The following is a 24,851-nucleotide window of genomic DNA, read 5'->3' as shown; positions in this document are numbered from 1 at the left end:
TTTCGTTATCGCGCCAACGTCGCTCAGCTGGCGAGCAACTGCTGGATCTGGCTGCGCAGCGTATCCAGCGCGAAGGGCTTGGCCAGTACCGGTGCCGAGCGGGCAATGGCACTGCCGGACTCGAAGATCTCGATCGGGTAGCCACTGATGAAGATTATCTTGAGATCAGGGCGCAACTTGAGCGCTGGCTCGGCGATCATCACTCCCGATACATTGCCCGGCAGGCGAAAGTCCGTCACCAGCAGGTCCAGACGGGGCTTGCTCGCCAGTATTTCGAAGGCCTTGGGCGCACTGTCCGCTTCCAGCACCTGATAGCCTTCACTGGCCAGATAGTCCGAGAGCAGGCTGAGGATATGCGGCTCGTCCTCGACGAGCAGTACGATTTTCGGCAGAGCTTGGTTCATGATGGGTCTCGATGTTCCGATACGTGCTGCATGCCCCGCCCGTGGCAAGGAGCCAGACAGGGTTTCGACATGTTACGTGCTGCAAGTTTCAGTCCTGCGGCTGGACGGTCGACGCCTGGGTCAGCGGCGTGCGCTGGCGCACGTTGTGCTCATCCTCGGCGTTTTTCGCGCAGCGCTCAATGCTGGCCTTGGCCGGAGGTAGCCCTGGTTGTCGGCTCGAGGCCACGCTAGGGTGGCGCATATCATCCATTGCAGGAGCAGACCATGAGCGATCCGCACGACGCGGCGCAGCGTACTCTCGACTATTACCGCCTCAACGCGGAGGCCTTTCGTGAGGGCACGCGCGAGCACGACGTCAGTCAGAATATCGAGGCCCTGGTGCGTCACATCCGGGCGCGTGCGCCGCTGCGTATCCTCGATCTTGGCTGCGGGCCGGGGCGCGATCTCAAGGCATTCACGGCACGCGGGCATGTCGCCGTCGGCCTGGACGGCAACGCGGCCTTCGTCGAGATGGCCCGTGTCGACAGCGGCTGCGAGGTCTGGCAACAGGATCTGCTGCAACTGGACCTTCCCCATGGCTCGTTCGATGGCGTTTTCGCCAACGCGGTGCTGTTCCATGTCCCGAGTGCGGAGCTGCCGAGCGTGCTTTCGCAGTTGCACCAGACCCTGAGGTCCGAAGGCGTGCTGTTCTGCTCCAATCCGCGCGGCCGCAACGAGGAGGGCTGGAGCGGTGATCGCTACGGTGTCTGGTACGACTGGCCGACCTGGCGCAGGCTGCTACTGGCTGCCGGCTTCAGCGAGCTCGAGCATTACTACCGTCCGGCCGGGCTGCCGCGCGCGCAACAACCGTGGCTTGCCAGCGTCTGGCGCAAGGGCTGAATTGTCGAGCAGGTCGCAGAATGCAACCCGCAGGCTGCTGCGTCTTGCGTTTTGCACGGCTTAAGTCTTTTCCGTTTTTGCATAAATATTTGATTTTAAAGGTTAAAAATAAAAAACTGGGTTGGCATGAACGCTGCTCCGTTAACGTTCGCTGGAACATAACTGGAGTACAGAACAATGACCGCTGCACAACGTTTCCTTACTGCCGCTTTCCCCGAGTTCGAAGTGCTCACCGAGCCCCGTCCGGATGGCGGGCTGCTACTGAGCTTGCGCAACGACGACCGCATTCTGGTCAAGCGCGCGCTCTCCAAGGGTCAGACTCAGACCCGAACGCAGCTTGAGTGGGTGGTCAGCTCGGTTCGCCGTGATCTGGCCCTGGAGGCGGGCATGTCGCCTTCCATCGCGCACCTGCAAAGCCAGAGTCGTACCGCACTGCCTACTTACGAGTACGCCTGAACCGTCCGGTTGTGGCCTGCCCGCAGCCATGTTTTAGAGCCGGGCCGCAGCGTCCGGTTCATTGCCGTGAAGCCGAAGAGGACACTACATGAACGCCATCGACCTGTTGATCGAGGACCATGAGCGCGTGAAGGATCTGCTGACGCGCCTGACCGATTCCACCGAGCGCGCCGTCAAGACCCGTGCCGAGCTGCTGAGCAAGCTGGAGATGGAAGTGACCATCCATACCCAGCTCGAGGAACAGATTCTCTACCCGGCCTACAAGGAAGCAGGCGGCAAGGAGGAACTGAAGATGTTCTACGAGGCCACGGAAGAGCACCGAGCCGTCGATTCCCTGGTGCTGCCCGATCTCAAGGCTACCGATCCGGGCAGCGTGCAGTTTTCCGGGCGGGCCAAGGTTTGCAAGGAGCTACTGGAGCATCACATCGAGGAAGAGGAGTCGGAGATGTTCCCGCAGGCGCGAGAGCTGTTCGACGCCGAGCGCCTTGAGGAAATGGGCGCCCAGATGAGCGAACTGCGCAGCCGTCTGAAGAAGGAACTGGCGGACAAGCAGGCCGCCTGAGCCACCCTCGATGGACCGCCGGGGCTGTCTCGTCCCGGCACCCCCTGAGGCCGCTCCAACCACCATGTTTGCTGACTTGCATCAACAGGGCGGCAAAGCGCCGCTGCGAACCTGATAGCTATATGGCATCGGCTGACGCGCGCTCCTGTAACCACGCTCCTGTAACGATGGCGCGGCCGTAAAGCCCGTATGCGCAGGTGTGGTCGGGTGTGTGCATCGAACAGGGGTGGGCATGGAAGACGAGCTGAGGGCATTGCTGCAAAGGGTCGGCCTGGGTTCCGAGCAGATTCTGACTCGCCAGCGCTTTCTGCAATGGCAGGCGGACGACGCGCTGCGTCTGAATCGGGCCGCGGAGGAGCTGGAGCCTGCCCATCGTGTCTTCATTGACAGGCTCTACGATCATCTCGCCACGTTCGGTCAGCCGGCGGTCATGCAGAACGACAGCGCCGGTCTGTCACGCCTCAAGCAGCGCCAGCAGGAGTATTACCGGCGCCTGTGGAACGGCCCCTACGAGCGCGATTATGTGCGCGACCGCCTGCTGGTCGGCCTGGTGCATCAACGTGTCGGCGTCGATCTGGAATGGTACCTGGGTGCCTATCGGCTATACCTGTCGGAAATGCTGCATGCCCTGCTCGGTGATGGCGAGCAGCAGGCTATCTACGATAGCCTGCTGAAGATCGTTTTTTTCGACATCATACTGGCCATCGACACCTACAGCGCAGCCCAGCGACACGCGCTGGAAGACAGCGAGGCGCGCTTGGCGCGTGCGCTGCGAGGCTCCGAAGACGGCATCTGGGAGTGGCACATCGAACACGACCAGCTGCACCTGTCCGAGCGCTGGACGGCCATGCTCGACATGCCGGCGCAGCCCGACTACAGCAGTCACAGCTGGTTCGAGCGGGTACACCCCGACGACCTTCCCGGCTTGCGCGAGGCCATCGCCGATCACCTGAACGGGCTCACGCCGTCACTGACCCGTGAGTACCGGGTGCGCACCGAGCGTGGCGACTATCTCTGGGTGCTGCTGCGGGGCGTGGCCGAGCGCTGCGAGCAGGGCAAGCTGCGCATGGCCGGCTCGCAGACCGACATCAGCGCCCGCAAGGCGGCCGAGGAATGCCTGCGGCACGCCGCACGCCATGATGCGCTGACCGGGCTGGTCAACCGCCTGCATCTGGACGAGTTGCTCAGGGATGTTCAGCAGCGCCCGCATGGGCGCGCCGCCGCGTTGCTCTTCGTCGATTTGGATCGTTTCAAGCTGATCAACGACAGCCTCGGGCATGCTGCTGGCGATCAGGTGCTGGTGGAAGTGGCGCAACGGCTATTGCGCTGTCTGCGCCCCGGTGATCATCTGGCGCGCTTTGGTGGCGACGAGTTCGTCGCCCTGCTCGGCGATCTGGCCTGCGAGGCCGACGCCGAACGTGTTGCGCAGCGGATGCTGGTGGCGTTGCGCGAGCCGCTGCGGCTCGGCGAGCGCACCCTCTCGCTCAGCGCCAGCATCGGCATTGCGCCGTTGCAGCGTGACGGGCAGGCGCTCGATGCGCTGCAGGCTGCAGACCTGGCCCTGTACCGGGCCAAGAGCGCCGGCAAGGACCAGTTCGCCCTGTTCTGCGATGGCCTGCATAGCAAGGCCGCGCGTCAGCTGGAGCTCGAGAGCGCGCTGGCACAGGCACTGACACGTCGCGAGTTCGTCTTGCACTATCAGCCGATCTGTCGGGTCCGGGACGGGCAGCCCTATCTGCTCGGCGTCGAGGCGCTCCTGCGCTGGCGCTTCGACGGCAAGCCGGTGGCGCCTAACGAATTCATTCCGGTGCTGGAGGAGTCCCGCGAAATCGTCCGGGTCGGCGAGTGGGTGTTGCGCGAGGCCTGTCGTCAGGTCCGTCGCTGGCAGCAGGCCGGGCAGGCGCAGCTGTACTGCGCGGTCAATCTGTCGATCCGGCAGCTGCAGCAGGTCGGTTTCGCCGAGCGCCTGGCAGGCATACTCGAGGAAACCGGATTGCCGCCGCCGAGCCTGCTGCTGGAGATCACCGAAACCCTGCTGATGCACGACAGCGAGTCGATGCTGGCCTGCCTGTGCGAGATCGCCGCGCTGGGCGTACGTCTGGCACTGGATGATTTCGGCACCGGCTACTGCTCGCTCGGCTACCTGAAGCGCTATCCCCTGCACGTGCTCAAGGTCGATCGCAGTTTCATCGCCGCCGCGCCAGTCGATGCCGACTCGGTCGCCATCAGTCGCGCGATCATCGGGCTGGGCCAGAGCCTGGGGCTTGACGTTATCGCCGAAGGCGTGGAAAGGCCCGATCAGGTCGCTTTCCTGGATGATGAAGGCTGCCAGACGGTCCAGGGCTACTGGTTCAGCCCGCCGCGGATGGCTCCGGAACTGGAGTGCCTGTTCGATCGCGAGCGCTGCATCGACGGGCTCTGGGGGCTGCTGCAGGCGTGATGGCGGGCGGTTTGACGACCGGTGCAGATAACCGAGGAGACGGCGCACGGCACTCTTGTGCCAAGACAGGGTCAACCTTCTGTGAATCTGACGATTCAAGCATTCGCCGGCCACCCGCCGGACCACTCTGAAGGAGGTTAATCATGCGTCTTACCTATTTGCTGCCCCCTGTTCTTGGACTTCTGCTGGTCGGTTGCGGCCCTGACGAAGAGCGCGAGCCGACCCCGCCACCGGCCACCACCGAGCAGCCGGCCGCACCCTCGACCGATACCACCACGCCGCCTGCGGGCACTGGCACGGGTACTGCGCCGAGCACCGGGACCGGCACTTCCGGTGGCATGACCACCCCGCCGGCCGACAACGGCAGCGGCATGGGCACCGAGTCCGGCTCCGGCACCGCACCGGGCACCGGCACCTCTCAGTAATTGCGCACTGCAGCTGATCCAGGCTCCCTCGCGCTCGGCGCGAGGGGCCCTTCAGCAGGAGACAACGATGAAGTCGAGACATGCGATGGCCGGCGTACTGGCTGTACTGGCGTTGTCGGGTTGTTCGCCGGACGAGGAAAAGTCCGCGCTGGACAACAACACCCGCAACCAGCAGGAATACCAGAACACCGCGACCGACCCGGCGGGTCCGCGCGAACTCTCGCCGCCGTCCAACAGGACCAACGAGTAACGTCGCTCCGCCCTTTACGTGGCTAGGCGTACTGGCCGGCCGCGTAGCCCGACGCCCAGGCCCACTGGAAGTTGAACCCACCCAGGTGACCGGTGACGTCCAGCACCTCGCCGACGAAGTAGAGTCCGGCCGCTTTGCCCGACTCCATGGTCTTGGACGAAACTTCCCGGGTATCCACCCCACCCAGCGTCACCTCTGCCGTGCGGTAGCCTTCGGTGCCTGCCGGTACCAGTCGCCAATTGCCCAGTTGCTCGGCGATTGCTTCGAGCTCGCCCGCGGTGTACTGCTTCAACGCCCTGGATTCGAACCAGTGTTCGCACAGCAGGCCGGCCATCTTGCGCGTGAAGACCTCGCCGAGCACGGTTTTCAGCTCGCTATTGGGGCGCTCCTGCCTCTGCGCCGCCAGCCACTCGCTCAGCTCAAGATGAGGCAGCAGGTTGATCTGCACCACGTCGCCGGGTTGCCAGAAGGAGGAGATTTGCAGGATCGCCGGGCCGGACAGGCCGCGATGGGTGAACAGGATGTTTTCGCGAAAGCTCTGGCCGTTGCAGCTGACCAGGCAATCCTCCACCGAGGTGCCGGACAGCTCGGTGCAGATGGTCTTGAGCTGTGGCTCGGTGATGCTGAAAGGCACCAGCCCGGCCCGTGTCGGCAGCACGGTATGACCGAACTGACGGGCGATCTGGTAACCGAAGCCGGTGGCGCCCAGGGTCGGGATCGACAGGCCGCCCGTGGCGATCACCAGTGACTGGCAATGCACCACGCCGATGGCAGTCTGCAGCGCGTAACCCTGGTCATGCTGGTCGATCGCCGCAACGGCGGTGTCCAGGCGCAGATCGACACCGGCCAGGGCACACTCCTCCAGCAGCATGTCGAGGATGTCGCTGGCCTTGTTGTCGCAGAACAGCTGGCCGAGTTTCTTCTCGTGATAGGGCACGCCGTGACGGCTGACCATCTCGATGAAATCCCACTGGGTGTAGCGGGCCAAAGCCGACTTGCAGAAATGCGGGTTGCTGGAAAGAAAATTCGCCGGCTCGGTATACAGATTGGTGAAGTTGCAGCGCCCTCCGCCGGACATGAGGATCTTCTTGCCGGCCTTGTTGGCGTGGTCCAGCAGCAACACCCGGCGCCCGCGTGCGGCGGCGGTGAAGGCGCACATCAGGCCGGCCGCGCCGGCGCCGATGATGGTTACGTCTGTACTGAGCACGGCAATCCCCCCCTTGGCAGCCGCGCATCTTACCGCGGCGCTGTCATGGCTGCGCGGGCGTTTCTCCGCCCTGCTTGAGCAGGTGCACGGCCATGCTGCGCAGCGGCGCGAGCTGGCGACAGATCAGCCCCAGCTGGGTCTGTACCAGGCGATGGGCGTCGTCCATCTCGTCCGGGCTCTGTTCCAGCTGTTGGGCCAGGGCTTCTTCCTCCTCGCTGTAGATGGCCACCGGGCGCTTCTGTGCCAGCGCCGCGGCGAGGTCGTCGAGGCTGGACGCCAGTTGCTGTGCCGCGCGTTCGAGCAGCGCATCGCTGGCGTCGTCCGGCAGGCTCTCGCGGTGCGCGCCCAGGCCGGAGAGATAGTTCAGCAGGGTGTGCGAGAGGATCAGGAAGCGAAAGCCGGTCTCGGCCTCCTTGCGGAAATGCCCGGGCTCCAGAAGCATGTTCGACAGCGTGGTGGACAGCGCCGCATCGGCGTTGTGCGCGTTGCGCCGGGCCAGCCGATAGGCCAGGTCGTCGCGCTTGCCGCTGTCGTACTGGCGCATGATCTGGCGCAGGTAGTCGCTGTTGCAGCTCAGCGTATTGGCGACCACCTGGTTGAGGCGCCGGCCCTGCCAGTCCGGCAGGATCAGGAATACCGCGGTCGCCGCGATCAGGCTGCCGAGCAGGGTGTCGAACAGCCGCGGCCAGATCAGCCCGTAGCCATCGCCGACCTGATTGAAGCAGAACAGCACCATCAGGGTGATCGCCGCGGTGGCCAGGGTATAGCGGGTGCTGCGGGTGGCGAAGAACAGCACGCCGGCGACGACAGCGAACAGCGCCTGCACCTGCTGGCTGGGAAACAGGTCGAACAGCGCCCAGCCGGCGACCAGACCCAGTACGGTGCCACCGACACGCTGCACCAGCTTGATCCGCGTGGCGCCATAGTTCGGCTGGCAGACGAACACGGTGGTCAGCAGCACCCAGTAGCCCTGCTCCGGGTGAATCGCATGCAGCACGGCGTAACCGGCCACCAGCGCGATGGTCATGCGCAGGGCGTGGCGGAACAGCAGGGAGGTGGGTGTCAGCTGCTGGCGGATACGGCCGAATGCCTCGCGCAGGGTCTGCGGCTGACGGTCGAGCAGGCTGCTGTCCTGCTCGCCCTCCAGCGTACCGGGATCGCTGGCACTGGCGAGCTGGCGCTGCAGCGTCGCCAGGTTCGCCGACAATGCGCGCAGCGAGCGCAACAGGCCGCGCCAGGCCGGATTGTTCTGTTCGCGTAGATGCTCCAGAGAGGCCTGCAGATCGTCCAGTGCCTGGGCGTTGGCCTCACTGTAGCGGAACACCTGACGCAGCTGGATCGCTTCTGCGAGCCCGGCACAGGCGCTGGCCTGCAGACGCAGCAGGCGCTGGCAGCGAAACAGTACGTCGCTGTGGAAGAAGGCTTCGGCCAGTGCCTGATACGGATAATGCGACGAGCTGACCCGTTCATGCAGGTCCTGGGCAAGGAAGTACAGCTTCAGGTAGTGATTGATCTTGCTGCCGGGGCGGCCGTTGCCCAGGCGGTGCAGCAGCGTTTCCTTGGCTGCGTTGAGGGCGCTGACCACCCGCCCGTTCTGCTGTGCCAGTTCGAGCCGGCGCTGCTCCACATCCAGCTGGCGTACCGGTTCGAACAGCGCCGCCTTGTAGCGGAAATACAAGCCCAGCTCGCGATACAGCCGGGCTAGGCTCTGCTGCACGGGCTGGTGGGCGAACAGCGCGTTCCAGCACACCGACAGCAGGCCGTACCAGGCGGCACCTGCGACCAGCAACAGAGGGTCACGCCAGAAGTGCTGCAGTTCGCCCGCGCGCTGGTCGGCGGCGATCATGCCGTAGATCGACAGGATCAGCGTGGCCTGGGCGATCGCCCCGTAGCGCTCGCCGAGCGCCCCGAGCATGACCAGGCCGAACGTGGATAGCGCCAGCCCGAGCACGAACAGCCACGGATAGGGGAACAGCAGCTCGACTGCCACGGCGGCGATGCTGAAGCACAGCAGCGTCACCAGTAGCGCGCTGAGCCGGCCCAGCCAGCTGTCGTCGGTTTCCGCCAGGGCGCTGGCGATGATGCCGAGAAACAGCGGGATGATCAGGGTCGGTTGCCCGAGTTGCCAGCTCAGGCCCATGCTGCCAGCCATTGCGATCAGTACGCGCAGGCTGTAGCCGAACTTGTCCAGCGCCCAGAGGCGACGCAGGGATTGGCTGAGCGAGGGTTGCGGCATGAATCGATCCATTACGGGGTGCGGACGGATTGGACGGTTCCGCTGCCCCGGCTGTCACGGTGTGTCCGGAATCGTACTGCAAAGCTTATACCCGCCAACCCTCCTGTATCACCGCAACGCCATCGTGCCTGCTGCATCGACCTGCCTGCTGCATCGACCTGCCCGCGGCACGGACCCGGGGGGCGATGGCGACGCGTGATTTCCGTTTTACAGCTGCCTCACCTTCAGCGAGCGGCCTTTGATCTTGCCGTCGTTCAGCCGTTTGAGCGCCTGTCTGGCCACGTCACGCTCGACCGCGACGAAGGCCTGGAAGTCGAAGATGGCGATCTTGCCCACCTGGCTGCCGGGAATGCCGGCGTCGCCAGTCAGCGCGCCAAGGATGTCGCCGGGGCGAAGCTTGTCCTTGCGCCCCGCGGCAATGCACAGCGTCACCATCGCTGGTTGCAGCGGTGCGCCGGTCTGGGCCGTGAGCGCGTTCAGCTGCTGCCAGTTGAGCGGCGACCTCTGCAGGGTTTCGATGGCCTGGGCGCGATGGGCTTCAGCCGGCGCCACCAGGCTGACCGCGAGGCCCTGGTTGCCGGCACGTCCGGTACGGCCGACGCGGTGTACGTGTATCTCGGGATCGCGCGCCAGTTCGACATTGATCACCATGTCCAGCGCATCGATATCCAGGCCGCGCGCCGCGACATCCGTGGCCACCAGCACCGAAAGGCTGCGATTGGCGAACATCGCCAGTACCTGGTCACGGTCACGCTGTTCCAGGTCGCCATTGAGCGCCATGGCCGAAATACCGTTGGCGTGCAGCTGTTCCACCAGTTCCTGGCATTGCTGCTTGGTGAAGCAGAACGCCACGCAGCTCTGCGGACGGAAAGCGGCGAGCAGGCGCACGACGGCGTCCAGGCGTTGCTCGGGATCGATCTCGTAGAAGCGCTGTTCTATCTGCGTATCGTCGTGCAGCGCCTCGATACGCACCTGCTGCGGGTCGCGCATGAAGGTCGCGGAAAGCTGTTTGATACCGGCCGGGTAGGTCGCGGAGAACAGCAGGGTCTGCCGCTTGGCGGGCGTCTGGCCGATGATCTCGGCGATGGCATCGTAGAAGCCCATGTCGAGCATGCGATCGGCTTCATCAAGCACCAGGGTGTTCAGGCCATCGAGTTTCAGGGTGCCTTTCTTCAGGTGTTCCTGGACCCGCCCCGGCGTGCCGACGATGACATGGGCGCCATGTTCCAGCGATGCGATCTGCGGGCCGATCGACACGCCACCGCACAGGGTGAGGATCTTGATGTTGTCCGCCGATCGCGCCAGCCGCCGCAGTTCCTTGGCGACCTGGTCGGCAAGCTCGCGGGTTGGGCACAGTACCAGCGCCTGGCAGCCGAAATAGCGCGGGTTCAGCGGGTCGAGCAGGGCGATGCCGAAGGCGGCCGTCTTGCCGCTGCCGGTCTTGGCCTGGGCGATGAGGTCCTGCCCCTTGAGCATGACGGGCAGGCTTTGCGCCTGAATCGGGGTCATCGTCGCGTAACCGAGGGCCTCGAGATTGGCCAGCATGGCGGCAGACAGGGGCAGCGAAGCAAAGGTGGTACTGGGCACGGAAAGAGTCTTCGGAGAGGGATCGGTCTGCAGTCTATCAGGCCGCGGTAGCCCGGGTAGCACTCTGGATCTGCCGGGGTTGGCAGCATGGCGAAATGTTTTGCAAGGCCGCCAGACGGAACCCCGACAGGCCCATTCGATCGAAAGCAACCCATTCGCTTCACGCAGGAGGTTGTTTTGTCTCGCGTTCTTTTCCTTGCCGGGCTGTTGGCGCTGCCGACGTTGGCGGCCGAGCCCACCCTCTACGGACGGTACGAACAGATCAAGCTCGAAGAGATCGGCAAGATCCTTCCCGCCAAGATGGACACCGGTGCGATGACCGCCTCGCTGTCGGCACGCGACATCGAACAGTTCAAACGCGACGGCGAGGACTGGGTGCGCTTCCGCCTGGCCGTCGACGGCGCCGACGACACCCTCTATGAGCAGCGGCTGATCGGCATCAGCCGGATCAAGTCGCGTGCCGAGGAGCTCGCGAACCTGGAGCCTGGCAGTGAGCCGCCGCGGGCCGAGCGGCCGATCATCGGCATGCAGCTGTGCATCGGCGATCAGCTGCGTGAAGTGGAGGTCAATCTCACCGACCGCAGCCATTTCAGTTACCCGCTGCTGATCGGCGCCGAGACTATCCGCGATCTGAACGCGGCAATCTATCCCACCGAGAAATATACGGCAGGCCAGCCGGCCTGCTGAGGCAGGCCCGCGCTACGCAGGCTTCGATGGCAGCAGCGTGACCGTTCCGGGAGCGGGCGTCCGGTCCGCTATACCCTGTCAGCCGCAAAAATCCTTCGGAAATGCAATAAAGGCGAAATATATGAAGATCTATATTTCGCCTTTATGTGTGCCTTATTTATTGATGTTCTGGTTGTCTTCACTTGGCGGATATCTTTATTGGTCCGCTTTATGGAATTAGTACGCTAATGTTAATTTTAAATTCGGTGTTGTAAGTCCATGTAGAGGGACTAGTTATCTGCTGGTCGGGCGGTCGTAGGAGCATGCTTCGGCGCAGCAGGGTGATCCGCCCGCGTCCTCGTGGACCAACGCTCTGCACGAGAGGTCGGACGGTCTGCGTCGAAGGTTTTGGGCTAGGTGATGGCAAAATGCTTTGATGCGCTGAGGCGGGGTGGAGAGGCCCTGTAGCGGCGCTTGATGGCCGGTCGCCCTTGTTTGTCAGACTAAAGTCGGGGCTTTCATTCTATAAGGCACCTTTGTTAGATTCACCATGTGGTTTCCTTCACTTGCAATAACAATAAGGCGGAGAACGTCAATGGCCGACAACGATAAAGAAAATGCTGCTGCGTACTGGAAGGCGAATGTTCGCCTCATAACATGGAGCCTCGTGGTTTGGGCTCTGGTCTCTTATGGCTTTGCCATCCTCTTGCGTCCCATGCTTTCCGGGATCCCCGTCGGGGGTACCGATCTCGGCTTCTGGTTTGCTCAACAGGGCTCCATCATCACGTTCATTGCGATCATCTTCCACTACGCGTGGCGGCTGAACAAACTGGACAAGGAATTCGGGGTTGAGGAGTAACCACCATGAGCCAATATTGGATCAACATGCTGTTCGTGGGCGCCTCGTTCCTGCTCTATATCGGGATCGCGGTATGGGCTCGCGCCGGGTCAACTAAAGAGTTCTATGTCGCTGGTGGTGGTGTTCACCCGGTAACCAACGGCATGGCAACGGCGGCAGACTGGATGTCTGCGGCTTCCTTCATTTCCATGGCCGGTCTGATCGCTTCCGGCGGTTATGCCACCTCCGTGTACCTGATGGGCTGGACCGGTGGCTACGTGCTGCTGGCGATGCTGCTGGCGCCGTACCTGCGCAAGTTCGGCAAATTCACCGTGCCGGACTTCATCGGTGACCGTTTCTACAGCCGTGGCGCTCGCCTGGTAGCTGTCGTCTGCCTCATCCTCATCTCCGTTACCTACGTAATCGGTCAGATGGCTGGTGCTGGTGTGGCGTTCTCCCGCTTCCTGGAAGTGAGCAACTCCGCTGGTATCTGGATTGCTGCTGCCATCGTGTTCGCCTACGCGGTATTCGGCGGCATGAAAGGCATCACCTACACCCAGGTGGCGCAGTACGTGGTTCTGATCATCGCCTACACCATTCCGGCCGTGTTCATCGCCATGCAGCTGACTGGCAACCCGATCCCGATGTTCGGCATGTTCGGTACCCATACCGAATCCGGTCTGCCGCTGCTCGAAAAATTGAACCAGGTGGTTACCGACCTCGGCTTCACCGCCTACACCGCTGACGTCGACAACAAGCTGAACATGTTCCTGTTCACCCTGTCGCTGATGATCGGTACCGCTGGCCTGCCGCACGTAATCATTCGCTTCTTCACCGTACCGAAGGTGGCCGATGCTCGTTGGTCCGCTGGCTGGACGCTGATCTTCATCGCCCTGCTGTACCTCACCGCCCCGGCCGTTGGCTCGATGGCGCGTCTGAACCTGGTAGATACCATCTATCCGGAAGGCCCGCAGGCTGAAGCGATCCGCTACGAAGATCGTCCGGCGTGGATCCAGACCTGGGAACAGACTGGCCTGATCAAGTGGGAAGACAAGAACGCTGACGGTCGTGTGCAGATGTACAACGACGCCAACGCCGCCTTCACTCCGACCGCTACCGAGCGTGGCTGGAACGGCAACGAGCTGACCGTGAACAATGACATCATCGTTCTGGCCAACCCGGAAATCGCCAACCTGCCGGGCTGGGTCATCGGTCTGATCGCTGCGGGTGCAATCGCTGCTGCGCTCTCGACTGCTGCGGGTCTGCTGCTGGCGATCTCGTCTGCCATCAGTCATGACCTGATCAAGACACTCATCAATCCGAAGATCAGCGAGAAAAATGAAATGCTGGCCGCTCGCCTGTCCATGACGGCAGCGATCCTGCTGGCAACCTGGCTGGGTCTGAACCCACCTGGCTTCGCCGCGCAGGTGGTGGCACTGGCGTTCGGTCTCGCGGCAGCGAGCCTGTTCCCGGCGCTGATGATGGGTATCTTCTCCAAGCGCGTGAACAGCAAGGGTGCTGTCGCCGGTATGCTGGTCGGTGTGGTGAGTACCGCCGTGTACATCTTCCTGTACCTGGGCTGGTTCTTCATCCCTGGCACCGCAAGCATCCCGAACACGCCTGATCAGTGGTGGATGGGCATCTCCCCGCAGGCCTTCGGTGCCGTGGGTGCGATTCTGAACTTCGCTGTTGCCTACGCCGTTTCGATGGCTACCGAGGCTCCGCCGCAGGAGATTCAGGATCTGGTCGAGAGCGTTCGTACCCCGAAGGGTGCTGGCGTTGCGCTTGATCACTAACTGATAATGCAGCCGGACGTCAGACCTGCTCTGACACAAGGTTGAGGTAGAAGTCGGGCTTCCATATGGAAGCCCGATTTTTTTAGGGGGAGACGTATATGTTCTGGCATCTAATCGCGGCAATCGTCGCAGGTGTGGCGGGAGCCGGTATCGGCCTGCTGCTGCGCTCACTGACGCGTAAGCGGCTGCCGAAATGGATCATTCCCGCCTTCGCCGGTCTGGGAATGCTGAGCTACACCATCCATTACGAGTACACCTGGTTCGAAACCAAGCAGGCGCGCCTGCCGGAAGGATCGCTGGTCGTCATGAGCGAAGAGGGCGAAATGCTCTGGCGCCCGTGGACGATGATGTATCCGATGCCGTTGGCCTATACGGTGCTGGACGGCGCGAACGCCCAGGTACAGGACACCGCACAGGGCCGCCTTGGCCGCTTCGTGCTGTACCGTTTCGAGAAGCAACACCTGACATCGACCGTAAAGAGCGCCAGCTATCAGGTGATCTGCACCGAAAGGGCTATGTTCAGGCTGAACGAGGCCGGTGAGGCGAAGGTCGAGACGCTGACCGAGCTGGAAGTCGACTCGCCGATTTACCAGGCCATCTGTGAAGGCGACCGATAACGGGTAGCTCCGACCTACGGCTCCGCGTGTCAGCATCATCTGATGCGCGCTCGCCACCGGGCTGACGATTGTCCTGGGAGCGCAGGCCGGGCGAGGGAATCGGGCTCCGTGCAAGCCGATCAGCGTGAACCCTTCGGTCAGCGACAGGCGGTTCGAGGTGTTCTGCGCTTGCCTTCAGATCGAGTTGAAAGCGGCCTTGCGCGCGCGTTGCCAGCACCTGAGTCGTTGTGCCAGTTCGTCGAACTGCTGCAGTCCGTTACGCTGAGCTCGATTGAGCAGGATCAGGGCGATTTCCGCCGTGGCCATGGCATCGGCCGAAGCGTTGTGACGCTGCGGGATGTGGATGTTGAAGTAGTCGAGCCAGTGATCCAGGCCGCCGCGATGGATCATCGCTTCCGGAAACAGCATGGGCGCCAGATCGGCTACATCGAGGAAGGTGTGCTCCAGGTTGTATCCCAGTTCGTTCTTCAGTGCGCGGGCCAGCATGCGCTGATCGAAAGGGGCGTGAAAAGCCAGGATGACACTGTCGGCGGCGAATTCCATGAAGCTGAGCAGAGCTTCTGCCGGTGGCAGGCCGCTGGCCAGCTCGCTGGGCGCGATGCCGTGGATCAGAACGCTTTCGGTGACCTTGACCTGACGGCACAGGGTGCACTCGAACTGCTGGGAATAGACGATGGCTCCGTCTTCAATGACCACCGCGCCGATGGCGATGACCAGATCGCGCTTGAGGTGCAGCCCGGTGGTTTCCAGATCGAGTACGACCAGCCGCTGTTCACGCAGGGGGATGGCCTTGGGCAGCGATGCCCGTGGCAGTTCGGCAACGCGACGTTGTTGCTCTTGGGGCAGCTTCGGGCCGCGTGGGTTGAACCAGAACATGCTCATAACTGATAGCGCACCGCGAGACTGGCCTGCAAACGCTGCGCCTGGCGGAAGGACTCGCGCAGGATGCGACGGTCGAGCACGTTGAGCGTATCCGGATCCAGGCGGTTGGAATAGGGCAGTCCGTCGCGTGCCTGTTGCTGATGATGCTGCATGCGGGTCTGCTGAATGAAGTGATAGGCCTCTTCGTAGGCCGCGCCATCCTTTTTCTCGATGACCCCCTTTTCCACCAGTTTGCGCAGCCGCTCGAGGGTGTTGCAGGTACCGATGTCGTGGCTCAGGGCCAATAGGCGAGCGCCATCAACGAAGGGCGTGAGGCCCTGTATCTTGAGGTCCAGGGTGTCCTTGCCTTCGCCCTTGCGCGCCACCACGAAGTCGCGAAAGCGTCCCACCGGCGGGCGGTGCCGCAGTGCGTTGTCGGCCATCATGCGTTGGAACAGGCTGTTTTCGCGGATTTCATCCAGCAGGTCCTGACGCAGTTGCTCGCAGCCTTCCGAAGGTCCCCAGATGCTGCGCAGGTCGAAATAGATGGTGCTGCCCAGCAGGTTTTCCGGCGTGGCCTCGCGGATGAACGAGCTGAAGCGCCGTCTCCACTCCTGGCGCGACAGGCACAGCTGCGGATTGCTGGCCATGATGTTGCCCTTGCACAGGGTGAAGCCGCAGGTGTCGAGATCGCGGTTGATGCGCTCGGCCAGTGGCAGCAGGCGCCCGCGGATATGGGCGGCGTCGGCGGCATCGGCGGCCTCGAAGAGCATGCCGTTGTCCTGGTCGGTGTAGAGGGTCTGCTCCTGGCGACCTTCGCTGCCGAAGCACAGCCAGGTGAATGGAATGCCCGGGTCCCCCATGTGCTTGATGGCCAGCTCGATGACTCGGCACACGGTGTGATCGTTGAGCAAGGTGACGATGTGGGTGATCTGCATCGACGACGCGCCGTGGGCGAGCATGTTGTCGACCAGTTGCCGGATGCGGCTGCGGATGACCACCAGCGCCTCGACGTGTTCGGCATGGCGAATGGTCTGCGCCAGATGCACCAGATCCACGCGCTGCAGGGAGAACAGGTCGCGTTCGGAGATCACGCCACGCAGCAGGCCGTCTTCCACCACGCAGACATGGGCGATGTGCCGCTCGGTCATCGCGATTGCCGCATCGAAGGCGGTCGAATCCGGAGGCAGGTAGAAGGGGTCGTGCGTCATGAACTGCGAGATTGGCTGGCTCAGGTCCGTGGTGCCGGTGCCGACGGCCCGTCGCAAATCGCGCAGGGTGAAGATGCCTTGTGGATGCAGCGCCTCGTCGACGATGACGATACTGCCGACATTCTCCTCGTGCATCATTGCCACTGCCTCGTTCAGCGGCCGGCTGGGCAGACAGGAAACCGGGTGCTGCAGGGCCAGTTCGCCGATGCTGGTTTCCAGCGAAAAGTTCTCGCCGAGGCTCTCCACGGCACGCATCTGCGCCTGCTGGTTGACCAGGTCGAGCAGGCTGCTGACGCCGCGTATCGCGAAATCGCGGAAAACGTCTGAGCTGGACACCAGCTTGACGAAGGCTGCCTTGTTCAGCAGGAAGCAGAACGTGTCTTCGGCTGCCAGGTGCGCGGTGCGCGTGGCCCGCTCGCCCATGAGGGCGGCCATCGGGAAGCATTCGCCGACGATGACTTCGAACGTGGTGTCGGTGCCGCGCTTGGCGGTATGCGGTCGCTGGCCATGCACACGACCCTGCTTGACGATATAGAAGTTCTGCACCACGCCGTCGTCGGGTGAAATGATGCAGTCGCCTTCGGCATAGAAGCGCAGCTGACAGTTCTCCACCAGATAGGCGAGATGGGCCGGCTCCATCTGGTTGAACGGGGCGTACTTGCGCAGGAATTCCATCGTGCCATGGATGTTCTGCAGTACAGCCGTCTTGCCAGCCTGGGAGAAGGCGTCGGGTGTGCTCATGGTTGGCTTCCATTTTTGTTTAATGGTGGGCTGCGGGGCACCCCGACCCAATTGGACGTAAGTCTAGTCAGCCGGGGGCGTGCGCGAGCTGATCGGGGTCAGCTTGGTGTTTCGCGCTATTGCGCTGCTGCGGCATCGCACCGGCCTGAAGAGCCGTTCGAGCCGTGGGATTTGGCGGCGGCCAGGTGCCAGAAAGACGAACCCCGCCGTAGGGGCGGGGTTCGTCTGCAGCCTGTCCGCCCTCGAAGGGCGCTCTCGCGGGTCAAAGACCGTTCTTGGCCTTGAACTCGCGACGGCGGCGGTGCAGCACCGGCTCGGTGTAGCCGTTGGGCTGCTTGGTGCCTTCGAGGACCAGCTCCAGGGCAGCCTGGAAGGCCACGCTGTTGTCGAAGTCCGGCGCCATCGGACGATACAGCGGATCACCCTGGTTCTGGCGGTCAACCACCGGCGCCATGCGCTTGAGGCTTTCGAGAACCTGGTCCTTGGTCACCACGCCGTGACGCATCCAGTTGGCCACGTGCTGGCTGGAGATGCGCAGGGTGGCGCGGTCTTCCATCAGTGCGACATCGTTGATGTCCGGTACCTTGGAGCAGCCGACACCCTGTTCGACCCAGCGGACCATGTAGCCGAGGATGCCCTGCGAGTTGTTGTCCAGCTCGTTGCGCTTCTCTTCCTCGCTCCAGTTGGTGTCTGGCGCCAGCGGGATGGTGAGGATGTCGTCGACCGAAGCCTTCTCGCGCTTGGCCAGTTCGACCTGACGCGCCTGCACGTCGATCTTGTGGTAGTGCATGGCGTGCAGGGTAGCGGCGGTCGGCGACGGTACCCAGGCGGTGTTGGCGCCGGCCATGGGATGGCCGACCTTTTGCTCGAGCATGGCGGCCATCAGGTCAGGCATGGCCCACATGCCCTTGCCGATCTGCGCGCGGCCCTGCAGGCCGCAGGCCAGGCCCACGTCGACGTTGTTGTTTTCGTAGGCGCTGATCCACTTCTCGGCCTTCATGGCCGCCTTGCGGACCATCGGGCCGGCTTCCATGGAGGTGTGGATCTCGTCACCGGTGCGGTCGAGAAAGCCGGTGTTGATGAACACCACGCGCTCGCGCGCTTCCTTGATGCAGGCCTTGAGGTTGATCGTGGTACGACGTTCCTCGTCCATGATGCCAACCTTGAGGGTGTTGCGCGGCAGGCCGAGGACGTCCTCGACGCGGCCGAACAGCTCGGTGGCGAAGGCCACTTCCTCCGGGCCGTGCATCTTCGGCTTGACGATGTACATCGAGCCGGTGCGAGTGTTCTTGCGGCTGGTATTGCCGTTGAGGTTGTGCACCGCGATCAGGCTGGTGAACAGGCCGTCCATGATGCCTTCCGGCACCTCGTTGCCTTGCTTGTCGAGGATGGCATCGTTGGTCATCAGGTGACCGACGTTACGGATGAACAGCAGCGAGCGGCCATGCAGGGTCAGCTCGCCGTTGCCGTCGGCCTGGGTGTAGACGCGGTCCGGGTTCATGGCGCGGGTGATGCGCTTGCCGCCCTTGTCCAGCTCTTCGACCAGATCGCCCTTCATCAGGCCGAGCCAGTTGCGGTAGACGATGGTCTTGTCGTCGGCGTCGACGGCGGCGATGGAGTCTTCGCAGTCCATGATGGTGGTCAGCGCCGATTCCATCAGGATGTCCTTCACGCCGGCGGCATCGGTCTGGCCGATCGGGCTGGCCGGGTCGATCTGGATTTCGAAGTGGATGCCGTTGTTCTTCAGCAGCACGGCGATCGGTGCGCTGGCGTCGCCCTGGAAACCTTGCAACTGGGCCGGGTTCTTCAGGGCGGTGGTGCTGCCGTCCTTCAGCGACACGACCAGCTTGCCGCCTTCGATGCGGTAGCCGGTGGAATCGACGTGGGAGCCGGTTTCCAGCGGTGCGGCTTCATTGAGGAAGTTGCGTGCGTAGGCGATGACCTTGTTGCCGCGGATCTCGTTATAGCCCGGGCCCTTGCTGGCGCCGCCTTCTTCGGAGACGGCGTCGGTGCCGTAGAGCGCGTCATACAGCGAGCCCCAGCGGGCGTTGGCGGCGTTCAGGGCGAAGCGCGCGTTCATGATCGGCACCACCAGCTGCGGGCCGGCCATGCGGGCGATTTCTTCGTCGACGTTCTCGGTGGTGGCCTGGAAGTCTTCGGCTTCGGGCAACAGGTAGCCGATTTCCTGCAGGAAGGCCTTGTAGGCCACGGCGTCGTGAGCCTGACCGGCGCGGGCCTGGTGCCAGGCATCGATCTGTGCCTGCAGCTCGTCGCGCTTGGCCAGCAGGGCACGGTTCTTCGGCGCCAGGTCGTGGATGACGCTGTCGGCGCCGGCCCAGAAGGCGGCGGCATCGATGCCAGTGCCGGGGATCGCCTCGTTGTTAACGAAGTCGTACAGGACTTTGGCGACCTGCAGGCCACCGACTTGAACGCGCTCAGTCATTACTCGCCTCACTTGGTTCTTCTAATTCGACGGACAGTTTCGTGTCGTGTAGTCCGAGTCGGCGGATACTACATGAAGCGCCGGGGAAAATCAGTCGGCTGAAAGAGCCGGTTGTGTTGCCTTTGCGGCCATGCCCGGGCCGGTGGTGCTGTCAGCGGAGCGTGTGCCTGCTATACCTATGAGGCCTCGCCAACGGGCGAGTGATAAACCGCCAAAGGAGCCGTTCATGGATCACCTCGTCCTCACCGTCATTGCCGAAGATCAGCCCGGCCTGGTCGAGCGGCTGGCCAAGTGCATCGCCGATCACGGTGGCAACTGGCTGGAGAGCCGCATGTCGCGCATGGCCGGGCAGTTCGCCGGCATCCTGCGGGTGGCCGTGCCGCCGGAGGCTCATGCCGAACTCGCAGCCGCGCTGCAGGATCTGCAGGCACAGGGCATTCGTGTACTGATGGCGCAGAGTGGTGCGGAGCCGACGGCCAGCTGGCAGGAAATCCAGTTGGAACTGGTCGGCAACGACCGCCCTGGCATCGTGCGCGACATTACCCGACTGCTCGCCGAGCACGGCGTCAATCTGGAAAGCCTGGACACCGAGGTACTGCCGGCGCCGATGAGCAGCGAGCTGCTGTTCCGCGCCGAGGTTCGCCTGGCGGTGCCCAGCGAGCTGTCGCTGGAGGTTCTGCAGCAGCGCCTGGAAACCCTCGCCGACGACCTGATGGTCGAGCTCAAGCTGCAGCCGACCGAGCAATCGTAGCCTTCAGCCGGCGCTTTTGCGCATCACCCGCCAGGCGTCCAGGCTGTACACCGCAAGGCCCGCCCAGATGCAGAAGAACGCCAGTCGCCTGTCCACCGGGAAGGGCTCGCCGAACACCAGCACGGCGAGGACCAGCAGCAGCGTCGGGGTCAGGTACTGCAGGAAGCCGAGGGTCGAATACGGCAGGTGGCGCGCGGCGGCGTTGAAGCCGAGCAACGGGATCAGCGTCACCGGCCCGGCGGCCATCAGCAAGAGCGCGTCGCTGCTGGTCCAGAAGGCCGGCTCGGTGCTCGTGCCGCTGCTGAACCAGAACAGCCAGGCCAGTGCTACCGGCAACAGTAGCCAGGTTTCCACCACCAGTCCGGGCAGCGCGGCGACCGGTGCCAGCTTGCGCAGCAGGCCGTAGCTGCCAAAGCTCAGTGCCAGCACCATGGAAATCCACGGGAATTCGCCAAGCATGAGCAACTGCAGGCTGACGCCGACGGTGGCCATCGCCACGGCCAGCCATTGCAGCGGGCGCAGCCGCTCGCGCAGCACGATCATGCCGAGCAGCACGTTGACCAGCGGGTTGATGTAATAGCCCAGGCTGGCCTCGACCATCCTGTCGTGGTTCACCGCCCAGACGTAGATCAGCCAGTTGGCGGCGATCAGCACGCTGGAGATGCCGAGTACGCCGAGGCGCCGTGGATGCGCCAGCAATTCGCGCCACCAGCCCGGGTGGCGCCAGACCAGCAGCACCAGCGAGCCGAACACCGCCGACCAGATCACCCGCTGGGTAACGATCTCGAGCGCGCCGTACTGTTCGAGTGCCTTGAAGTAGAGGGGGAACATGCCCCAGATGCTGAAAGTGGCCAGCCCCAGCAGATAACCCTTGCGCAGATCGGCGGTAGCCATGGCGTCCTTCGACGGGTAGCGGAGAGCCGGTCATTTTGCGCTTTTGTCCGCAGGAGAGAAAGATTAGCGAGCTAACAACGTCGGAACACCATGCGACCCGCTACCCTCGGCAGGGAACGCGTGACGGCGCCCCTCGTCTGATCTGCATCGCCAATCGAGACGGCGTCGCGCTCCGGCGACGTGCATGCGGAGGTAAGCAATGCGCTTGCAGAATCAGGTGGCTCTGGTCACCGGCAGTACCCACGGTATCGGTCGCGGGATCGCCGTGCGCCTGGCCGAGGAGGGTGCCGACATCGTCATCAACGGTCGCGAAGAGGACGAACAGGCTCGCCAGAGCCTGGAGCAGGTGCGCGCCCTCGGGCGGCGCACCTGCTTCATCGCGGCCGATGTCAGCGAGGTCGAGCAGTGCCAACGACTGGTGCGCGAGAGCATCGAGCAGATGGGGCGACTGGACATTCTGGTCAACAATGCCGGGGTGCAGAAGCACGCCGCATTTCTCGATGCCGAGGAAGACGAATATGACCAGGTACTCGATGTCAACCTGCGCGGACCGTTCTTCCTCGCCCAGGCGTTTGCCCGGTATCTGCGCGAGCAGGGCCGCGGCGGTCGCATCATCAACAACAGCTCGGTGCACGAGGAATTGCCGCACCCCAACTTCACCGCCTACTGCGCGAGCAAGGGCGGCCTGAAGATGCTGATGCGCAATATCGCCATCGAACTCGCCCCACTGGGTATCACGGTGAACAACGTGGCCCCGGGCGCGGTGGAGACGCCAATCAACCGTGAACTGATGAATCAGCCGGACAAGCTTGCCAGCCTGCTGCAGAACATCCCGGCCGGGCGCCTCGGCCGGCCACACGACATCGCTGGCGTCGTCGCCTTTCTGGCTTCTGCGGATGCCGAGTACATCACCGGGACCACACTGGTGGTCGATGGCGGCCTGCTATGGAATTATAGCGAGCAATGACCGATATCCCGCCGTACCAGCCGTTCGACCACGATGCCCGCGCCATCTCGCTGGCCGACACGCTCAGCCCCGCCGAACGCTATCAGGAGCTGTTCGTCGCGGTGCAGATGCAGCGGGTCTTTGCCGACAGCAAGACCTTCGTCGATTGCGAGCCGCGCCGGCATCCCGAAGCGATCCTCGACGACTACCGTGCCCGCTGCGACCAGCCCGGCTTCGATCTCAGCGCCTTCGTGCACGAGCATTTCCGCCGCTATGAGGTGCCGGCCAAGGAATTCGTCGCCAATCCCGACGACAGCCTGGCCGAGCACATCGACCGGCTCTGGCCGGTCCTGACCCGGCATCCGCAGGACCACCCCGAATATTCCTCGCTGCTGCCGTTGCCTTACGACTACGTGGTGCCGGGCGGGCGTTTCACCGAGCTGTACTACTGGGACTCCTACTTCACCATGCTGGGCCTGGACGAGAGCGGACATTGCGATCTGCTGCGCTCGATGGCGGACAACTTCGCCTACCTGATCGATACCTACGGCCACGTGCCCAATGGCAACCGCACCTACTACCTGGGTCGCTCGCAGCCGCCGGTATTTGCCCTGATGACCGAGCTGTTCGAGGAGAACGGCGTGCACCGGGCCAGTGATTACCTGCCGCAACTGCACAAGGAATACGCCTTCTGGATGGAGGGTGCCGAGGCGCTGCGTCCGGGCGAGGCGCATCGGCGCTGCGTCTGCCTGGCCGATGGCGTGGTGCTCAATCGCTACTGGGATGAGCGCGACACGCCGCGCGAGGAGTCGTATCGCGAGGACGTCGAGACCGCACGTGCCAGCGGTCGGCCACACCACGAGGTTTATCGCGACCTGCGTGCCGGTGCCGAATCGGGTTGGGACTTCAGCTCGCGCTGGCTGGACGATGCCCATCGGCTGGCCACCATCCGCACCACCGGCATCCTGCCGATAGACCTCAACGCGCTGCTCTATCGGCTCGAGCGGCAGATCGGCGAGCTGTCGGCGGTGAAGGGCCGGCAGGCCTGTGCCAGCGAGTTCGCCCGTCGCGCACAGGTCCGCCTGGCAGCCATCGACCGTTATCTGTGGAACCCGCGTGCCGGCGCCTATTTCGACTACGACTGGCAACGTGGCCGGCAGCGCGACAACCTTACTGCCGCCACATTGGCACCGCTGTTCGTGCAGATGGCCAGCGCCGCGCAGGCGGATGCGGTTGCCGCGGTGGTGCACAGGCGGCTGCTGGCGCCGGGCGGGTTGTCGACCACCGAGATCAGTGGCAGCGGTGAACAGTGGGACCAGCCCAATGGCTGGGCACCGCTGCAATGGATCGCCATTCGCGGCTTGCAGCACTACGGCCACGACGAGCTGGCGCTGGACATCGAGGCGCGCTGGCTGAGCATCGTCGGCCACCTGTTCGAACGCGAGAGCAAACTGGTGGAGAAATATGTGCTGCGGCCCTGTACCGAGCATGCCGGTGGCGGCGAATATCCGCTGCAGGATGGCTTCGGCTGGACCAACGGCGTCACCCGCAAACTGATGCAGGAAGACCCCGGCCATCAGGCCAATCGCTGCCGTGCCGGTCACTGTCGAGCGCCGTGGGCGGACGATCTCCAGCGCAAGGCGGGAGTCGAGCCGTGACGGCCGGGCTACCGGTCGAGGGCGTCGTTGCGGCCGTTCACTGGCGGCGGTAGGTCAGCAGGACGATGCCGGCGACGACGATCAGGCCGCCAACGATCTGTCCCGGATTGAGCATCTGGTCGAGCACCAGCCAGCCCAGCAGCAGGCTGGCGAGTGGCTCGACGTTCATCACCGGCGCGTTGCGCGGCATGTCCAGCCGCGGCACCGAGACGAACAGCGTGATGAAACCGCTGCCGTAGAGCACCACCAGTGTCGCCAGCGCCAGCCAGCCGGTGCTGCTGCCCGGCAGGTCGAGCCCGCCGGGCAGCACCCCGCCGAAGCCGGCGAGATTGGCGCTGGCGAACACGACCAGCATGGTCAGCATGCTGCGCACCGAGCCGCGTACCGTCGACAGCTTGTGATCGGTGACCCAGAGTGCGCTGGCGAAGGCCGTGGCGGCGCAGAATGCCAGCGTCACGCCGAGTACCCACTGCGGGCCGCCGCTCCGGTCGCTGGTCAGCCAGGCCGGCACGTCCAGCACCAGCCCCAGACCGACGAGGATCACCCCCATCAGTGCTGCAGTGCGCGCCGTCGGTCTGGGCCCGCCCAGTGCCCAGGTCAGCAGGGCCAGCAGGATCGGAAACAGGTTCGCCACCAGCAATGCGATGGCCACGGGTATGCGAGCCACGGCCGAATACAGGCACAGGCTTTGCGTTGCGATCAGCAGGCCGAGCAGCAGTTGCCAGCGCCAGGTGGCAGCGCCCAGGCGAATACGTTCGCCTTGCCAGGCCACCAGGGCAGCGAGCGCCAGCAGGGTGCCGCCGGAGCGCAGCAGGATCGCCAGCAGCACGCCGGCGCCGTCGTCGAAGGCTATCCGTGCCGCGATGTGGTTGCCGGCGAATGCGCAGCCGAGGCAGAGCAGCAGAAGCACGGCGATATGGCGGGGAAAGGGCGTCGCTGCGAGAGCAACTGCGGGGGGCGTGGACATGGGGTTCTCTTGTCAG

Annotated in this window: 22 protein-coding genes; 13 read left to right on the top strand and 9 right to left on the bottom strand. The window is 63.8% G+C overall.

What is annotated here, in order from left to right; all coding sequences use genetic code 11:
- Window positions 1-23: 23 nt before the first annotated feature.
- Window positions 24-404 (bottom strand): response regulator, encoded by a 381-nt coding sequence (locus B597_RS31280; RefSeq protein WP_003294049.1) that lies wholly within the window; start codon window positions 402-404, stop codon window positions 24-26.
- Window positions 405-668: 264 nt separating this feature from the next.
- On the opposite strand from B597_RS31280, the gene B597_RS31275 reads away from it, so the two are divergent.
- The 6 genes from B597_RS31275 (at window position 669) to B597_RS31250 (ending at window position 5,416) form a co-directional block, all read left to right on the top strand.
- Window positions 669-1,283: a class I SAM-dependent methyltransferase gene (locus tag B597_RS31275; RefSeq protein ID WP_003294047.1), complete on the top strand. Its 615-nt coding sequence runs from the start codon at window positions 669-671 to the stop codon at window positions 1,281-1,283.
- A gap of 177 nt (window positions 1,284-1,460) precedes the next feature.
- Window positions 1,461-1,739, top strand: coding sequence for a DUF3509 domain-containing protein (locus tag B597_RS31270; RefSeq protein ID WP_003294046.1), 279 nt, complete (start codon window positions 1,461-1,463; stop codon window positions 1,737-1,739).
- An 88-nt stretch (window positions 1,740-1,827) separates the two neighbouring features.
- Window positions 1,828-2,301, top strand: a complete 474-nt coding sequence (locus B597_RS31265; RefSeq protein WP_003294044.1) for a hemerythrin domain-containing protein — start codon at window positions 1,828-1,830, stop codon at window positions 2,299-2,301.
- Window positions 2,302-2,533: 232 nt separating this feature from the next.
- On the top strand, window positions 2,534-4,741 hold the full coding sequence (locus B597_RS31260; protein WP_024161845.1) for a putative bifunctional diguanylate cyclase/phosphodiesterase: 2,208 nt from the start codon (window positions 2,534-2,536) through the stop codon (window positions 4,739-4,741).
- Between the two features lie 143 nt (window positions 4,742-4,884).
- Window positions 4,885-5,166 (top strand): hypothetical protein, encoded by a 282-nt coding sequence (locus tag B597_RS31255; RefSeq protein ID WP_024161844.1) that lies wholly within the window; start codon window positions 4,885-4,887, stop codon window positions 5,164-5,166.
- A 67-nt stretch (window positions 5,167-5,233) separates the two neighbouring features.
- Complete coding sequence (locus B597_RS31250) at window positions 5,234-5,416, top strand: hypothetical protein (protein ID WP_003294041.1); 183 nt, start codon at window positions 5,234-5,236, stop codon at window positions 5,414-5,416.
- 22 nt (window positions 5,417-5,438) lie between these two features.
- Here the strand turns inward: B597_RS31250 and B597_RS31245 are convergent, their stop codons facing one another.
- The 3 genes from B597_RS31245 to dbpA form a co-directional block, all read right to left on the bottom strand.
- A complete protein-coding gene (locus B597_RS31245) occupies window positions 5,439-6,623 on the bottom strand; it encodes a BaiN/RdsA family NAD(P)/FAD-dependent oxidoreductase (protein WP_003294040.1) in 1,185 nt (394 codons plus the stop codon).
- 43 nt (window positions 6,624-6,666) lie between these two features.
- Window positions 6,667-8,859 carry a YccS family putative transporter gene (gene yccS / locus B597_RS31240; RefSeq protein WP_003294038.1) on the bottom strand — a complete coding sequence of 731 codons (2,193 nt, stop codon included), beginning with the start codon at window positions 8,857-8,859 and terminating at the stop codon, window positions 6,667-6,669.
- A 207-nt stretch (window positions 8,860-9,066) separates the two neighbouring features.
- Window positions 9,067-10,446 (bottom strand): ATP-dependent RNA helicase DbpA, encoded by a 1,380-nt coding sequence (gene dbpA, locus B597_RS31235; RefSeq protein WP_003294037.1) that lies wholly within the window; start codon window positions 10,444-10,446, stop codon window positions 9,067-9,069.
- Window positions 10,447-10,623: 177 nt separating this feature from the next.
- On the opposite strand from dbpA, the gene B597_RS31230 reads away from it, so the two are divergent.
- The 4 genes from B597_RS31230 to B597_RS31215 all read left to right on the top strand — a co-directional run bounded on the left by B597_RS31230 (window position 10,624) and on the right by B597_RS31215 (window position 14,363).
- A complete protein-coding gene (locus B597_RS31230) occupies window positions 10,624-11,133 on the top strand; it encodes a retropepsin-like aspartic peptidase RloA2 (protein WP_003294035.1) in 510 nt (169 codons plus the stop codon).
- A gap of 574 nt (window positions 11,134-11,707) precedes the next feature.
- Entirely contained in the window at window positions 11,708-11,971 is a 264-nt protein-coding gene (locus B597_RS31225; protein ID WP_003294033.1) for a DUF4212 domain-containing protein, read from the top strand.
- 5 nt (window positions 11,972-11,976) lie between these two features.
- Entirely contained in the window at window positions 11,977-13,746 is a 1,770-nt protein-coding gene (locus B597_RS31220) for a sodium:solute symporter family protein (RefSeq protein ID WP_003294031.1), read from the top strand.
- A gap of 98 nt (window positions 13,747-13,844) precedes the next feature.
- Window positions 13,845-14,363 (top strand): hypothetical protein, encoded by a 519-nt coding sequence (locus B597_RS31215; protein ID WP_003294030.1) that lies wholly within the window; start codon window positions 13,845-13,847, stop codon window positions 14,361-14,363.
- Between the two features lie 174 nt (window positions 14,364-14,537).
- Here the strand turns inward: B597_RS31215 and B597_RS31210 are convergent, their stop codons facing one another.
- The 3 genes from B597_RS31210 to B597_RS31200 all read right to left on the bottom strand — a co-directional run bounded on the left by B597_RS31210 (window position 14,538) and on the right by B597_RS31200 (window position 19,619).
- Window positions 14,538-15,245, bottom strand: coding sequence for a 3'-5' exonuclease (locus B597_RS31210; protein WP_003294029.1), 708 nt, complete (start codon window positions 15,243-15,245; stop codon window positions 14,538-14,540).
- Window positions 15,242-17,176, bottom strand: a complete 1,935-nt coding sequence (locus B597_RS31205; protein ID WP_003294027.1) for a putative nucleotidyltransferase substrate binding domain-containing protein — start codon at window positions 17,174-17,176, stop codon at window positions 15,242-15,244. Before B597_RS31205 ends, B597_RS31210 begins: the two co-directional genes overlap by 4 nt.
- Before the next feature lie 262 nt (window positions 17,177-17,438).
- Window positions 17,439-19,619 (bottom strand): malate synthase G, encoded by a 2,181-nt coding sequence (locus B597_RS31200; protein ID WP_003294026.1) that lies wholly within the window; start codon window positions 19,617-19,619, stop codon window positions 17,439-17,441.
- Window positions 19,620-19,845: 226 nt separating this feature from the next.
- Here B597_RS31200 and B597_RS31195 point away from each other — a divergent pair, with 226 nt between their 5' ends.
- Window positions 19,846-20,370 (top strand): glycine cleavage system transcriptional repressor, encoded by a 525-nt coding sequence (locus tag B597_RS31195; protein WP_003294025.1) that lies wholly within the window; start codon window positions 19,846-19,848, stop codon window positions 20,368-20,370.
- Window positions 20,371-20,373: 3 nt separating this feature from the next.
- Here the strand turns inward: B597_RS31195 and rarD are convergent, their stop codons facing one another.
- The gene (rarD, locus tag B597_RS31190) at window positions 20,374-21,264 is read right to left on the bottom strand and encodes an EamA family transporter RarD (protein ID WP_003294024.1); all 891 of its coding nucleotides are present in this window, start codon (window positions 21,262-21,264) and stop codon (window positions 20,374-20,376) included.
- A 199-nt stretch (window positions 21,265-21,463) separates the two neighbouring features.
- Between rarD and B597_RS31185 the strand changes: the two genes are divergently transcribed.
- Together B597_RS31185 and treF are read left to right on the top strand one after the other, a co-directional pair.
- A complete protein-coding gene (locus B597_RS31185; RefSeq protein WP_003294022.1) occupies window positions 21,464-22,231 on the top strand; it encodes an SDR family NAD(P)-dependent oxidoreductase in 768 nt (255 codons plus the stop codon).
- Entirely contained in the window at window positions 22,228-23,868 is a 1,641-nt protein-coding gene (gene treF / locus B597_RS31180; RefSeq protein ID WP_003294021.1) for an alpha,alpha-trehalase TreF, read from the top strand. The genes B597_RS31185 and treF overlap by 4 nt, the downstream gene beginning before the upstream one ends.
- Before the next feature lie 37 nt (window positions 23,869-23,905).
- Here treF and B597_RS31175 read toward each other — a convergent pair whose 3' ends face one another.
- Window positions 23,906-24,835, bottom strand: a complete 930-nt coding sequence (locus B597_RS31175) for an EamA family transporter (RefSeq protein ID WP_024161843.1) — start codon at window positions 24,833-24,835, stop codon at window positions 23,906-23,908.
- Between the last annotated feature and the right edge of the window lie 16 nt (window positions 24,836-24,851).

This window comes from Stutzerimonas stutzeri KOS6 (genome assembly GCF_000307775.2).
Classification (GTDB): domain Bacteria; phylum Pseudomonadota; class Gammaproteobacteria; order Pseudomonadales; family Pseudomonadaceae; genus Stutzerimonas; species Stutzerimonas stutzeri_B.
Note: the sequence above shows the minus strand (reverse complement) of the source record. Positions and strands in the feature narration are given on the sequence as shown.

What these genes read in the sequence shown, in the direction of transcription:
- B597_RS31280 (WP_003294049.1), bottom strand. Translation starts at nt 404, where the DNA reads ATGAACCAAGCTCTGCCGAAAATCGTACTGCTCGTCGAGGACGAGCCG.
- B597_RS31275 (WP_003294047.1), top strand. Translation starts at nt 669, where the DNA reads ATGAGCGATCCGCACGACGCGGCGCAGCGTACTCTCGACTATTACCGC.
- B597_RS31270 (WP_003294046.1), top strand. Translation starts at nt 1,461, where the DNA reads ATGACCGCTGCACAACGTTTCCTTACTGCCGCTTTCCCCGAGTTCGAA.
- B597_RS31265 (WP_003294044.1), top strand. Translation starts at nt 1,828, where the DNA reads ATGAACGCCATCGACCTGTTGATCGAGGACCATGAGCGCGTGAAGGAT.
- B597_RS31260 (WP_024161845.1), top strand. Translation starts at nt 2,534, where the DNA reads ATGGAAGACGAGCTGAGGGCATTGCTGCAAAGGGTCGGCCTGGGTTCC.
- B597_RS31255 (WP_024161844.1), top strand. Translation starts at nt 4,885, where the DNA reads ATGCGTCTTACCTATTTGCTGCCCCCTGTTCTTGGACTTCTGCTGGTC.
- B597_RS31250 (WP_003294041.1), top strand. Translation starts at nt 5,234, where the DNA reads ATGAAGTCGAGACATGCGATGGCCGGCGTACTGGCTGTACTGGCGTTG.
- yccS (WP_003294038.1), bottom strand. Translation starts at nt 8,859, where the DNA reads ATGCCGCAACCCTCGCTCAGCCAATCCCTGCGTCGCCTCTGGGCGCTG.
- B597_RS31225 (WP_003294033.1), top strand. Translation starts at nt 11,708, where the DNA reads ATGGCCGACAACGATAAAGAAAATGCTGCTGCGTACTGGAAGGCGAAT.
- B597_RS31220 (WP_003294031.1), top strand. Translation starts at nt 11,977, where the DNA reads ATGAGCCAATATTGGATCAACATGCTGTTCGTGGGCGCCTCGTTCCTG.
- B597_RS31215 (WP_003294030.1), top strand. Translation starts at nt 13,845, where the DNA reads ATGTTCTGGCATCTAATCGCGGCAATCGTCGCAGGTGTGGCGGGAGCC.
- B597_RS31210 (WP_003294029.1), bottom strand. Translation starts at nt 15,245, where the DNA reads ATGAGCATGTTCTGGTTCAACCCACGCGGCCCGAAGCTGCCCCAAGAG.
- B597_RS31205 (WP_003294027.1), bottom strand. Translation starts at nt 17,176, where the DNA reads ATGAGCACACCCGACGCCTTCTCCCAGGCTGGCAAGACGGCTGTACTG.
- B597_RS31200 (WP_003294026.1), bottom strand. Translation starts at nt 19,619, where the DNA reads ATGACTGAGCGCGTTCAAGTCGGTGGCCTGCAGGTCGCCAAAGTCCTG.
- B597_RS31195 (WP_003294025.1), top strand. Translation starts at nt 19,846, where the DNA reads ATGGATCACCTCGTCCTCACCGTCATTGCCGAAGATCAGCCCGGCCTG.
- rarD (WP_003294024.1), bottom strand. Translation starts at nt 21,264, where the DNA reads ATGGCTACCGCCGATCTGCGCAAGGGTTATCTGCTGGGGCTGGCCACT.
- B597_RS31185 (WP_003294022.1), top strand. Translation starts at nt 21,464, where the DNA reads ATGCGCTTGCAGAATCAGGTGGCTCTGGTCACCGGCAGTACCCACGGT.
- treF (WP_003294021.1), top strand. Translation starts at nt 22,228, where the DNA reads ATGACCGATATCCCGCCGTACCAGCCGTTCGACCACGATGCCCGCGCC.
- B597_RS31175 (WP_024161843.1), bottom strand. Translation starts at nt 24,835, where the DNA reads ATGTCCACGCCCCCCGCAGTTGCTCTCGCAGCGACGCCCTTTCCCCGC.